Origin of the sequence: Agromyces sp. ISL-38 (genome assembly GCF_018613935.1) — a bacterium.
Taxonomy (GTDB): Bacteria; Actinomycetota; Actinomycetes; order Actinomycetales; family Microbacteriaceae; genus Agromyces.
In genome coordinates, this window is record NZ_JAGGPF010000013.1 from 154,160 (window position 1) to 166,653 (window position 12,494).

General features: G+C 70.2%; 13 protein-coding genes. 4 read left to right on the plus strand and 9 right to left on the minus strand.

The features are described from left to right. Positions 1–23 precede the first annotated feature (23 nt). Entirely contained in the window at positions 24–725 is a 702-nt protein-coding gene (locus J7E25_RS15840) for a hypothetical protein (protein ID WP_214871125.1), read from the plus strand. A 54-nt stretch (positions 726–779) separates the two neighbouring features. Here the strand turns inward: J7E25_RS15840 and J7E25_RS15845 are convergent, their stop codons facing one another. The 4 genes from J7E25_RS15845 to truB are packed head-to-tail and all read right to left on the minus strand — an operon-like array spanning position 780 to position 3,496. Continuing rightward, on the minus strand, positions 780–1,712 hold the full coding sequence (locus J7E25_RS15845) for a bifunctional riboflavin kinase/FAD synthetase (protein WP_214871126.1): 933 nt from the start codon (positions 1,710–1,712) through the stop codon (positions 780–782). Beyond that, positions 1,709–2,161 carry a hypothetical protein gene (locus tag J7E25_RS15850; RefSeq protein ID WP_251039167.1) on the minus strand — a complete coding sequence of 151 codons (453 nt, stop codon included), beginning with the start codon at positions 2,159–2,161 and terminating at the stop codon, positions 1,709–1,711. The genes J7E25_RS15845 and J7E25_RS15850 overlap by 4 nt, the downstream gene beginning before the upstream one ends. 25 nt (positions 2,162–2,186) lie before the next feature. Next, entirely contained in the window at positions 2,187–2,555 is a 369-nt protein-coding gene (locus J7E25_RS15855) for a hypothetical protein (RefSeq protein WP_214871127.1), read from the minus strand. Further along, a complete protein-coding gene (gene truB / locus J7E25_RS15860; RefSeq protein ID WP_374196246.1) occupies positions 2,552–3,496 on the minus strand; it encodes a tRNA pseudouridine(55) synthase TruB in 945 nt (314 codons plus the stop codon). The genes J7E25_RS15855 and truB overlap by 4 nt, the downstream gene beginning before the upstream one ends. 48 nt (positions 3,497–3,544) lie before the next feature. Between truB and J7E25_RS15865 the strand changes: the two genes are divergently transcribed. Further along, complete coding sequence (locus tag J7E25_RS15865; RefSeq protein WP_214871128.1) at positions 3,545–4,537, plus strand: ketopantoate reductase family protein; 993 nt, start codon at positions 3,545–3,547, stop codon at positions 4,535–4,537. A 78-nt stretch (positions 4,538–4,615) separates the two neighbouring features. On the opposite strand, the gene J7E25_RS15870 is transcribed toward J7E25_RS15865, so the two are convergent. Both J7E25_RS15870 and J7E25_RS15875 read right to left on the minus strand, forming a co-directional pair. Next, positions 4,616–5,548, minus strand: a complete 933-nt coding sequence (locus J7E25_RS15870; protein WP_251039168.1) for a hypothetical protein — start codon at positions 5,546–5,548, stop codon at positions 4,616–4,618. A 233-nt stretch (positions 5,549–5,781) separates the two neighbouring features. Next, positions 5,782–6,384, minus strand: coding sequence for a uridine kinase (locus J7E25_RS15875; protein ID WP_214871129.1), 603 nt, complete (start codon positions 6,382–6,384; stop codon positions 5,782–5,784). Positions 6,385–6,432: 48 nt separating this feature from the next. Here J7E25_RS15875 and J7E25_RS15880 point away from each other — a divergent pair, with 48 nt between their 5' ends. After that, positions 6,433–7,323, plus strand: a complete 891-nt coding sequence (locus J7E25_RS15880) for an A/G-specific adenine glycosylase (RefSeq protein ID WP_214871130.1) — start codon at positions 6,433–6,435, stop codon at positions 7,321–7,323. A gap of 55 nt (positions 7,324–7,378) precedes the next feature. Here the strand turns inward: J7E25_RS15880 and J7E25_RS15885 are convergent, their stop codons facing one another. Next, positions 7,379–8,755, minus strand: a complete 1,377-nt coding sequence (locus J7E25_RS15885) for an MFS transporter (protein WP_214871131.1) — start codon at positions 8,753–8,755, stop codon at positions 7,379–7,381. 93 nt (positions 8,756–8,848) lie between these two features. Between J7E25_RS15885 and J7E25_RS15890 the strand changes: the two genes are divergently transcribed. After that, positions 8,849–9,787: a LysR family transcriptional regulator gene (locus tag J7E25_RS15890; protein WP_251007312.1), complete on the plus strand. Its 939-nt coding sequence runs from the start codon at positions 8,849–8,851 to the stop codon at positions 9,785–9,787. A 6-nt stretch (positions 9,788–9,793) separates the two neighbouring features. Here the strand turns inward: J7E25_RS15890 and rbfA are convergent, their stop codons facing one another. Together rbfA and infB are read right to left on the minus strand one after the other, a co-directional pair. Continuing rightward, positions 9,794–10,321, minus strand: a complete 528-nt coding sequence (gene rbfA, locus J7E25_RS15895; RefSeq protein ID WP_214871133.1) for a 30S ribosome-binding factor RbfA — start codon at positions 10,319–10,321, stop codon at positions 9,794–9,796. 125 nt (positions 10,322–10,446) lie between these two features. Beyond that, positions 10,447–12,494 (minus strand): translation initiation factor IF-2 (gene infB, locus J7E25_RS15900; protein WP_214871134.1); only part of this gene is annotated, 2,048 nt, incomplete at its 5' end.

Genomic DNA, 12,494 nt, shown 5'->3' on the forward strand with positions numbered 1-12,494 from the left:
CACGTCGAGTCTAGGCTGGAAGCGTGGCCGACTTCGCCAGGTACCTGCCGCTCAGCCAGCACTCGAGGGCTGACGAGCGCGGCGTCACGAGTGACCGACGCGCGCCCACCGCCGTCGTCCTCCGCGGGCTCGCGACCGCACTCCGCGCCGCCGACGACGCCGCATGGAACCGGCCCACCGAGCGCGAGGGTCACACGGTCGCACACGTCGTCGCCGAGCTGGTCGCGGGGTTCGATCGATCCCCTGCGCGCCGCGCGCTCGCCACGGCACGTCGCACGCTCGCCCTCGACAACGGTGCGGCCGTGATCGCCGACGACGGTCCCAATGGGTGCGCGGATGCCGCGGTGGCCCTCGAGGCGCGCGCCGCCGTCATCACGGCTCGACCGCAGCCGACCCGCATCGTCGAGCTCGATGACGCCGTGGTCGCGGCGCTTCTCATCGGCCGGGCGCTCGGCGTGACCGTGCCGATCCCACCGCTCGCGTCGGGCGCCGTCGCCCTCCGTCGCGCCGCCGCGGCGCCCACCGCGATCCGCGCCGTCATCTCAGGTCACAGCCTCCACGCGACGGATGCCGCGTGGAGCATCGGCCACGGAGCGCCGCTCGTGGGCACCGCCGAAGAGCTCCTGCGGTTCCTGGCCGGCATCGGCCTCACGGCACCTCGCCCGCCCCACGACGGCGACTTCCCGGCATCCGCTGACGGCGAACGTACCCCTCCTTCTCTCTGAAGGCGACGACTCGTCGTCAGCGGCGACGGCTCGGTGGTCGAGTCGGTCGAGGAGTCAAGGGTCGAGGATGACGCGCACGCGTTCGACGTCGTCACGGATGCGGTCGATGAGGTCGTCGATGTTGGTGAATGCGACCATGCCTCGGATGCGGTCGACGAACTCCACGTCGACGACGTGGTCGTAGAGGTCGAGTTCGCGGTCGAGCACGTACGCCTCGACCTGCTTCTTCGGGACGCCCTCGAACGTGGGGTTGTTGCCCACCGAGATCGCCGCGGGATACCGGGTGCCGGCGTCGGTGAGCCAGCCGGCGTAGACGCCGTCGGCGGGGATGAGCCCCTCGGACTCGGGCGTGAGGTTGGCCGTTGGAAATCCGAGTTCGCGGCCGCGCGCCGCGCCGTGCACGACGATTCCAGAGACGGTGGGCGTGTGACCCAGGAGCTCGGCGGCATGCCGAACGTCGCCTTCGGCGAGGAGCTCGCGGATCCAGGTGGACGACACGCGCCGCTCCCCCTCGGGCCGCACGTCGTCGACGACCTCGACGGTGAACCCGAACCGCTCACCGAGCTCGGCGAGCAGGCGCACGTCACCGGCGCCCCGCGCGCCGTAGCGGAAGTCGCTGCCGACGAGCACCGACGTCGCGTGCAGCGCGTCGACGAGCACGCGCTCGACGAACTCCTCGGCGGGCACGGAGGCGAGCGCGCGGTCGAACGCGAGCAGCACGGTCGCGTCGACTCCGGTGGTCGCGAGGAGCTCGAGCTTCTGCCGAACACTGACGAGCGCCTCGGGGCACTTCTCAGGTGCCAGGAGCGCGAGCGGGTTGCGATCGAACGTGACGACGACCGCCTTCACCTCGTCGGCGTCGGCGATGGCGCGGAGCCTGCCGATGACCGCACGGTGGCCCTGATGCACACCGTCGAACTTGCCGATCGTGACCGCGGAGGGGCCGAAGCCGGCGGGGACCCCGTCGACGCCCTTGAACGTCTTCACGCGGCATCCGTCTCGTGTCGAGCAGGGCGATGCACCGCGAGCCACCACATGCCGAGGAGCGGGAGCACGAGCGGGATGAACAGGTACCCTCGCCCGAACCACGACCAGACCGTGTCGTGCGGGAAGAGCTCGGGGAAGACCACGCTCAGGGTGCCTACGACCACCACGCCGGTGAACTCGAAGCCGATCGTGGCCCACGCCGCCCGGTACCAGCCGCGGCCCGCGCGCACGAGCGCGATCGTCGCCAGCACATAGACCACCGCGGCGAGCGCGGAGAGCGAATAGGCGAGGGGCGCCTGGTCGAACTTCGAGACGATCTGCACGAACGAGCGGCCGACCGCCGCGAGCGCGAGCACACCGTAGACGGCCACGAGCACGCGCCCGATGCCGCTCATCCTCCGCCCCCGCCCGCGATCGGTCTGGGGCCGGGCGCCCTGCACATCAGTCATGTCGTTTCGATTCTCTCAGACGTGCTCACGCCTGCTGCACGGTCCAGATCTGCAGCATGCGGTACACCATCACGGCGACGGCGAGCGCAGCGACGCCGAGCACCACCGTGCTCCAGCGGTTGCGCTCGAGGAGCGCCCAGAAGGCGGCCGCAGGCGGCAACAGCAGGGCACCGACGACGTAGGTGTAGAACTCGAGGACACTGCCGCTCGCGTGGTTGCCGAAGGCCGGCGCCGCGATCGCCACGACCAGCTGCGCGAGGAGCAACAGCTCCACGAGCGCGAGTGCGCCGAGGGCGAGGTCGTTCGGCACCCGCCCCGCGAGGCCGAGCCCGAGGCAGAGCAGGCCGGCAGCGACCGCCACGGCGACCTGAACCCAGGTGAACCATTCGATCACTCCTCGACCTCCTCGGGCGGGAATCCCGTGACGACCCTGAGCTGGGTGCCGCGGCGCTCGACGATCGCGATGAGCCGATCGCCGGGCGCGATGGCGGCGATTGCAGGGTCAGGATCATCTCCGGCGGATGGCGCGGAATCGGCGGCGTCCGCACCCGAGGAGGCGATGGGCGGCGCCTCGATGCGCTTGCCGTGCCTGAGGTCGACGGCCTGCGCCTCGGTGACCTCGGTGACGGGCAGCGCGCGCCGTGCGGCATCCGCCGGGCTCATGAGGTGCCGGGCGACCTCGAAGCCCTCGAGCGCGCCGGCCTCGTCGACGCCGAACCGGCCGATGCGCGTTCGGCGGAGCGCCGTGAGATGGCCGCCCGTGCCGAGTGCGGCACCGAGATCGCGAGCCAGCGCGCGCACGTAGGTGCCCGATGAGCACTCCACCCGCACGTCGAGATCGATGAAGCCGTCACCGTCGCGTCGCCCGATCGACTCGAACGCCGAGACCGTCACTCGTCGTGACGACAACTCGACGACCTCGCCGTCGCGCACCCGCTGGTAGGCGCGCTTTCCGGCGACCTTGATCGCGCTCACGGCGCTCGGCACCTGGTCGATCACGCCCGTGAGCGCCTCGATACCGTTGCCGATGGCCGCATCGGTGGCGGCGGCGAGCCCATCGGCGGATGCCGCGACGAGCGGCTCGCCCTCGGCGTCGTCGGTCGTGGTGTTCCACCCGAGCCGGATCGTCGCGAGGTATTCCTTGTCGAGCCCCACGAGGTAGTGCAGGAGGCGCGTCGCGTTGTTCACCCCGAGCACGAGCAGGCCCGTGGCCATCGGATCGAGTGTGCCCGCGTGACCGATCTTGCGCGTGCCGGCGAGGCGGCGCATGCGCGAGACGACGTCGTGGCTCGTGATTCCCTGCGGCTTGTCGACGAGGAGGATGCCGCTGTTCACGCGGTACAGGCTAACAGTCAGCCGCGCGGCGCGGCCTACGCTGGGCCTGTGAGGATCGGCATCATCGGCGCAGGTGCGCTCGGCGGAACGTTCGCGGCACTGCTCGCCCGCGCCGGGCACGAAGTCGAGGTGACGGCTCGAGGCTCAAGCCTCGCCGCGATCCGGGCCGAGGGGATCCGGCTGAGTGGCGGCTTCGGAGCCGCGCACGCGAGGGTCGACGTCGGTGAGGTGCTCCGCGCGCGCCCCGATCTCGTGCTCGTGTGCACGAAGGCGCAGGATGCCGAGGCCGCCATCTCGGCGAACGCGGCCGTCATCGACGGCGTCCCCGTCGTCGTCGTGCAGAACGGGCTCGACGGCGTCGCCATCGCCGAACGGCTGCTTCCCCGTTCGTCGTGCATGGGGGTGCTCTCGATCATCGCCGCGAACTACACGGAGCCCGGGGTCGTGCGGGTGACGACCCGGGCGACGAGCTACCTCGGCCGCGGCGACGGTCCGGCCGATGCCGAGTGCACTCGCATCGCCGCGATCCTCTCCGACGCCGTGCCGGTCGTCGCGATCGGCGGCTTCCGCGGAGCCCAATGGTCGAAGCTCGTCGTCAACATGTTGAACGCGGTGCCCACGATCGTCGGTCGGAGCGTGCAGGAGGTCGTCGACGATCGCCGGCTCCGCCGCGTGGTGACCGCGTCGATGCGCGAGACCGTGCGGGTCGGGATCGCGCGCGGGGTGCGATTCGGGGCCGTGCAGGGACTCGGCGACCGGCGCCTGCGCCTCTTCGCCCTCCTCCCGCTCGCCGTCGGGCAGGTGCTGCCCTGGCTCATGCGCGTGCGGATGGGCGACGTGCCGAACCTCGGCTCGACGCAGCAGAGCATTCGGCGCGGACAGCCCACGGAGATCGACTTCCTGAACGGGGCCGTCGTGCGCGAGGCATCCGTCGCCGGTATGGACGCTCCGGTGAACCGTGCGCTCACCGCGCTCGTGCACGAGGTCGAGCAGCACGGGGTGCTCCCCGTCGAGCGGGTGCTCGAGCTCGCCCTGCGCTGAGTGGCCTGCAGGAATCATCGATTCCCGAGCACGAGCGAGGGGGCCCGGCGAACCGGGCCCCCTCGAGTCGTTCGGAGCCTACGCGCGCCGGCGCCGCACCCACGTCACGACGAGCAGGGCGAGGCCTGCAACGGCGAGCACCCCAGCGACGATGCCGATCAGTCCACCGTTGAAGCCGGTGGAGGCAAGGCTGGTCGTGGTCGTGGTCGTGGTGGTGGTGGTGGTCGCACCGCCGGTTCCGCCGCCCGGCGCGGGCGGCGCGCAGTCGGCGGTCGCGGCCGGGTAGTCGAGGGCGACGGTGAGCTCAGGATTCACGACGAGCTTGACCTCGGTGACGTCGCGGGTCCAGCCGAAGTTGTCGTCGGTGACGACCCACTTGCCGCCGACGAACGCCCAGCCGGGCCATCCCGTGGGGGTCACGCCGTCTTCGGCGACCGTGGCGCCCGGCCACAGTGCCTTGCCCGACAACTTGCCATCGACGAGGGTGCCGAGTTCGATCGTCTCGGTGCTCGTGCCGTCGGTGAAGACGAGCGAGACGACGTCGGTCGCCACGACTCCGTCGGGGTCGTTCAAGACGACGTCGTAGACGATCCACGGCGCATTCGCGACGCACTCACCGGCGAGCGAGCCCGTGAGCGTCGGCTCGGTGAAGGACCCGTCGACGTAGCTCACCGACCAGTGGCTCACCGAGTCCTTGTCGGGATGCTTGAACTCGATCTCCGCCTGGGGCGGGACGACGTCGTAGTAGTACGCGACGGTGCCGGCCTTCACGCAGTAGCCGTCGATGAGCTGGCCCTCGGGGGCCGTGGCGGTGACGGTGACCGGGTCGCCCTTGGTGTCGATCTTGCCGGAATCGAGACCGGCGCAGTTGTCGGTGCTGGAGCTCGACTGGACGGACCCGCTCGGGTCGTCGACGAGCACGGCGTTCGCCGGGAGCGCTCCTCCGGCAAGGGATACGGCGAGGACGCCGGCGGTTGCGGCCGCGGCGAAAATGGCGCGAGGGATCCTCATGGGTTCTCCTGATGGGTCGGGCGGATGGCACGGCACATCAGTCGAAACAGCGGGGTCGGGTGGCGCGGTTGGGGCGCGCGGATACCGGCCATGCGGTGGGGTGCCGCGTTTCGGGATGGGCCATGCCGTGCTTGGGGGCGGGCAGTGGCACAAGTATGCCCGATCGCAGCGGGCTTCGCAGCCGATTTCCCACACTCAGGGCAGCCGCGGCCCACCGAAATGGGCATTGCCCGTCAGCAACTGTCGAGAAACCTGCGTCGCGGGTGCTCCGGGTCGCGATTGTCGACGACAGCGGACGCCGCGATGCGCGGGTCGCCCTCGGCATAGGCGAGCCTGTCGGCGGGATCCACAGGGTCGCCGTCGAGCGCGATGCGGTAGTCCCAGAGCCCGGCCAACCGGTCGCGCAAGACGAACCTCCCGTCGAGCACGAGGATGGCGTCGTGGGGCCCGGTGAGCCACTTCGGCTCCACCCATGCGTCGCGAGCGGGGTCGAACACTCGCGTCACGAACGCCGTCGAGCCGCCGAGGCGGAACGGCTCGACGAGCACCCGGCGTAGTGCCGACTCGTCGAAGCCGTGGGCGTAGTACCTGGCGGGGGTATCGGCGCCGAACGCCGCCTGGGCGGCCCGCGAACGGTGGAAGCCCTCCATGCTCGCGCGGAACACCGCGTGGTCGCGTTCCCCGAACACGGCCGCGAGATCGTCGCCGAACGCGGTCTTGCCGCTCTGCAGCGGGCCGTCGATCGCCACGATCATGCGACCACGCCCGTGATGCTGGAGGATCTCGTCGGCCAGGGCACGGAGGAACGTGACGCGAGGCGTGGTGACGAGGCGCATGAGCCGAGCCTATCCTCGCGGTCTGCGCGCCGACATAGGCTGGAGGGCATGCCGAGCGAGACCGCCACCTCGATCGCCGGGGCCCTCGACGAGTGGTTCGCGGATGCCGCGCGGCCGCTGCCGTGGCGTGCGGCCGACGTGTCGCCGTGGGCGGTGCTCGTGAGCGAGTTCATGCTGCAGCAGACCCAGGTCGCCCGGGTGCTCCCCCGGTGGGAGGCGTGGATGGCGCGCTGGCCCACGCCGGCGAGCCTCGCCGCCGAGCCGCCCGCCGAGGCGGTGCGCGCATGGGACCGGCTCGGCTACCCGCGGCGGGCACTGTGGCTGCACCGCGCGGCCGCCGAGATCGTCGAACGGCACGGCGGCGAGGTTCCGCACGACCTCGACGCACTGCTCGCATTGCAGGGCGTCGGCCCCTATACAGCTCGCGCCGTCGCCGCGTTCGCCTTCGGCGTGCGACATCCGGTCGTCGACACGAACACCCGGCGGATGATCGCGCGCGCCGTCGCCGGGCACGCAGAGGCCGCTCCCCCGTCGATCGCGCGCGACCTCGCGGCGATGGGGGCACTCCTGCCGGCGGATGCACGTGAGGCCCGCGTGTTCAACGCGGCGGCCATGGAGCTCGGCGCCACCGTGTGCACGGCGCGAACGCCACGGTGCGACGAGTGCCCCATCAGTTCGCAGTGCGCCTGGCGTGCCGCCGGCTACCCCGCATACACGGGCACCCGCAAGGCCGTGCAGGCGCGCTTCGAAGGCTCCGACCGACAGGTGCGCGGCATCGTGATGCGGGAGCTCCGTGCCGCGCATCGGCCGGTCTCGCGTGCCGAGCTCGAGCGAACCTGGCCGGATGCCGCCCAGCTCGATCGTGCCGTCGCCGGCCTCGTCGCCGACGGGCTCGCCGTGCCCGACGGCCATGGCGGGTACGGCCTGCCCCACGCGTGACCTCTCGCAGGGGCGCGCGGATGCCCCGACCGCGTGGCCGGGGCATCCGCTGGGCTCAGGAGGCGTTCGACTCGCGCACCGCCATGAGTTCGCGGTCGGATGCGTCGACATCGCGCAGGTCGAAGCCGCGTGTCTCCCGGGCCGCGGCCACCGCGATGAGGGTGATGATGCACGCGACGAGCACGTAGACGGCGACCGGCACGCTCGAACCGAACTGCGACAACAGGCTCGTCGCGATGATCGGCGCGAGCGAGCCGGCGAAGATCGAGGTGACCTGGTAGCCGAGGGAGACGCCCGAGTAGCGCATCCTGGTCGGGAACATCTCAGCCATGATCGCCGGCTGGCCTGCGTACATCGCCGCGTGGAAGACGAGGCCGATCGCGATCGCCGCCCAGATGAGCACGGGCTGCGCCGTGCTCATGAGCGGGAAGGCGAAGAACGCCCAGGTCGCGCCGAGGGCCGCACCCGCGGCGTAGACCGGCCGTCTGCCGATGCGGTCGGCGAGCCGGCCGAAGAGCGGGATCACGAGGAAGTGCACGAAATGGGCGCCGACGAGCAGCAGCAGCGTGTTCGTCGTCCCCTCCTTCACCACCTGCGTGAGGTAGACGATCGAGAACGTCACGACGACGTAGTAGAGGATGTTCTCCCCCACTCGCAGGCCCATCGCCGTGATGACCCCCCGCGGGTAGCGGCGAAGCACCTCGAAGACGCCGTACGACACGGCCTTGGCGGCCTCACGTTCGGCCTGCATCTCGAGGAAGATCGGTGCATCCGTGATCTTCGTGCGGATGTACCAGCCGATGAGCACGATGACGGCCGAGAGCCAGAACGCGACGCGCCAGCCCCAGCCGAGGAAGGCCTCCTGGGTGAGCGACGCCGAGAGCACGAAGAGCACGAGCGTCGCGAGCAGGTTGCCGACCGGCACTGCGGCTTGCGGCCAGCTCGCCCAGAATCCGCGCGAGCGCGCTGGGCTGTGCTCCGCGACGAGCAGCACCGCGCCGCCCCACTCGCCGCCGATCGCGAAGCCCTGCAGGAACCGCAGGAACACGAGGAGCACCGGCGCAGCGAGGCCGATCTGCGCGAAGGTCGGCAGGCATCCCATGAGGAACGTGGCGACGCCCACGAGGATGATGCTGAACTGCAGCAGCCGCTTGCGACCGTACTTGTCGCCGAAGTGGCCGAAGACGATGCCACCGAGCGGGCGGGCGATGAAGCCCACGGCGTACGTGAGGAAGGCGGCGATGATCCCGCTCAGCGGATCGTCGGACGGCGGGAAGAACGCGGTGCCGAAGACGAGCGTGGCCGCCGAGGCGTAGAGGAAGAACTCGTACCACTCGACGACGGTGCCCGCCATCGATGCGGTCACGACTCGCCTGAGTCCTGAGGGCGGCGCGGCGGGCGTCTGCGCCTCGCCGACACGGGTCTGGGTCATCCGATGCTCCTTTGCATAGATCGACGCATTCGCGTCATCGCCTGAGTATGACTGCATCGATCCGCACATCCAATGACAAAAGTCGCACGTGGAATGTGCAAGTATGCAGAAGTGCCAGCGCTCACCCCTCACCGTCCCCCGCCGAGTCCCGACGACCTGCTCGTGCTGCTCGCCGTCGCCCGCGCCGGCCGCTTCACCACGGCCGGGGCCGAGCTCGGCCTCAATCACACGACCATCGCACGCCGCATCGGCGCCCTCGAGGCCGCACTCGGCGGCCGCGTGCTCGCACGGGGCGTGGCGGGCTGGGTGCTCACGCCGCTCGGCGAGCACGCGATCACCGCGGCCGAGGGCGTCGAGCTCGCGCTCGGCTCGCTCTCTCCCGACGTGCCGAGCCTCTCGGGTGTCGTGCGGCTCTCGGCCACCGACGGGTTCAGCGGCTTCATCGCCTCGCCGGCGATCGTCGAGGTGCGCCGCGCTCACCCGGGTGTCTCGCTCGAGATCGTCGCCGCAACGCGGAGAGCCGCCCAGCAGCGTGTCGGGGTCGATCTCGAGGTCGTCGTGGGCCGCCCGCACGTGCACCGCGCCGAGGCGATCCATCTCGCCGACTACGCGCTCGGGCTCTACGCGAGCCGCGCGTTCCTCGAGCGCCGCGGCATCCCCCGGTCGCTCGACGAGCTGAACGGCGCCCCGCTCGTGTACTTCATCGAGTCCATGCTGCAGGTCGACGCCCTCGACGAGGCTCGGCGTTCAACCCTCGGCATGCTCGATGCGGTGTCGAGCACGAACGTGTACGTGCACGTCGACGCGACTCGCGCGGGCGCGGGATTCGGACTGCTCCCCGCGTTCCTCGCCGATCAGCATGAGGATCTCGTGCGGCTGTTCCCCGACGAGATCGACGAGCGACTGCCCTATTGGCTCGTCTGCCGGCCCGAGGCGCTTCGCCAGCCGACGGTGCTGGCGTTCATCGAAGCCCTCCACGCGCGAATCGCCGCCGTCGCCGAAGAACTCCTCGGCAACGGCCGTCGTCGCTGAACGGGGTCAGCGGGGCCCGCCGAGCTCGGCCTGTTCGCCGAGGTCCTCGTCGTCGTCTTCGGAGCCCTCGAGGTCGTCGAGCGCCTCGTCGTCGAAGTCGTCGTCATCGTCGAGATCGCGCGGCTTGACGTAGGGGTCGGGCTCGCCCGCGTACTCCGCGCTGCTCGCGAGCACCGTGACCTCGGCGTCGCGCGTGCGCGCCTCGCGGAGCAACGACTCGATGTGCTCGGCGTTCTCGGGGATCGCGTCGGGGATGAACTCGAGCGACGGGGTGAGTCGCGCGGTGATGTTGCGCCCGACCTCGCTGCGCAGCATGCCGGTCGCGGCCGTCAACGCGCGCGCTGAGTCCTTCCGCTCGGCTTCCGAACCGTAGACGGTGTAAAAGATGCTCGCGTGCTGCAGGTCGCCCGTGACGCGCACGTCGGTGATGGTCACGAACCCGAGGCGGGGGTCGCGCAGGCCCTTGTCGAGTCGCTTCGCGACGATCTCCTTGATGCGATCGGCCATTTTCCTGGCCCGTGCCGGATCCGCCATCTTCCTCGCCCTTCCTCGCCCCGGGGATGTCGCACCCTCGGGGTCCCTGATTCTTCAGTGCGGTGAATCGAGGTAGGGGCCCCCACTCTTCACCGGAGTGAAGAACCAGGGACCCCATCCACGAGTTACACCCGGGGCTTCTCCCGCATCTCGATCGTCTCGATCTCGTCGCCGACCTGGATGTCGTTGAACTTGCCGAGGCCGATACCGGCTTCGAAGTCAGTGCGCACCTCGGTGACGTCGTCTTTGAAGCGACGCAGCGACTCGATCGCGAGGCTGTCGCCGACCACGACGCCGTCGCGGATGACCCGCGCCTTCGCGTTGCGCGTGATCGTTCCCGACCGCACGATGACACCCGCGATGTTGCCGAACTTCGAGGAGCGGAACACCTCGCGGATCTCGGCGACGCCCGACTGGACCTCTTCGTACTCGGGCTTCAGCATGCCCTTCAGCGAATTCTCGATGTCGTCGATGGCGTTGTAGATCACCGAGTAGAAGCGCACGTCGACACCCTCGCGGGCGGCGCGCTCGCGCGCCTTCACGTCGGGGCGGACGTTGAACCCGATGACGATCGCGTTGTCGATCGTCGCCAGGTCGATGTCGCTCTCGGTGACTGCACCCACACCGCGGTGGAGGATGCGCAGCTGCACGCTGTCGTCGACCTCGATCTTCATCAAGGACTCCTCGAGCGCCTCGACGGCACCCGACACGTCGCCCTTGATGATGAGGTTGAGCGCCTCGACCTTGCCCTCTTCGAGCGCACGGGTGAAGTCCTCGAGCGAGATGCGCTTGCGGGCCTTGGCGAGCTGGGCATTGCGCTGCGCGGCTTCACGCTTCTCAGCGATCTGGCGTGCGGTGCGGTCGTCTTCCGTCACGAGGAAGGTGTCACCGGCGCGCGGCACGCTCGACAGACCCTGCACCTGCACGGGACGCGCCGGCGTGGCCTCGAGCACGGCGTCGCCGTTCTCGTCGGCCATCGCACGCACTCGGCCATAGGCCGTGCCCGCGACGATCGCGTCGCCGACCCGCAGCGTTCCCGACTGGATGAGCACGGTCGCAACCGCACCGCGGCCCTTGTCGAGCTTCGCCTCGATGGCGACGCCTCGGGCATCTTTATTCGGGTTCGCGCGCAGGTCGAGACCGGCGTCGGCGGTGAGGAGCACCGCGTCGAGCAGGTCTTGGATGCCGATGTTCTCGCGAGCCGACACGTCGACGAACATGACGTCGCCACCGTACTCCTCGGCCACGAGGCCGAACTCGGTGAGCTGCTGGCGCACCTTGGCGGGGTTGGCGTCGGGCTTGTCGATCTTGTTCACCGCGACGACGATCGGCACGTTGGCCGACTGTGCGTGGTTCAGCGCCTCGACCGTCTGCGGCATGATGCCGTCGTCGGCCGCGACCACGAGGATCGCGATGTCGGTCACCTGCGCACCACGGGCACGCATGGCGGTGAACGCCTCGTGGCCCGGAGTGTCGATGAAGGTGATCGCGCGCTCGAGGTTCTCGTGCTCGGTGTGCACCTGGTACGCACCGATGTGCTGGGTGATGCCGCCGGCCTCGCCCGCGACGACGTTCGCGTTGCGAATCGCGTCGAGGAGTCGGGTCTTACCGTGATCGACGTGACCCATGACAGTGACCACCGGAGGACGCTGCTGGAGCTCCTCGTCGGTCTCGTCTTCGAGCTCCTGGTCGAGGTCGATGTCGAAGCCCTCGAGGAGTTCGCGGTCCTCGTCTTCGGGCGAGACGACCTGGATCATGTAGCCGAGCTCTTCACCGAGCACCTGGAAGGTGGCCTCGTCGAGCGATTCGGTCGCCGTCGCCATCTCACCGAGGTGGAACAGCACCGTCACGAGCGAACCGGGGTTCGCGTCGATCTTGTCGGCGAAGTCGGAGATCGAGGCGCCACGACGGAGTCGGATGACGGTGTTGCCGTCGCCGCGGGGAACACTCACGCCGCCGAGCGACGGAGCCTCGCGCATCTCGAACTCTTGCCGCTTCGTACGCTTCGACTTGCGAGCCTTGCTCTTGCCGCCGCCACGACCGAATGCACCGGCCGTGCCGCCGCCTGGGCCGCGACCACGACCGCCGCCGCCCGCGGGACGCGGAGGACCGAAGCCGGTGCCGCCGCCGGGGCGCTGGAAGCCGCCACCGGCACCGCCGGGACGTGCGCCGG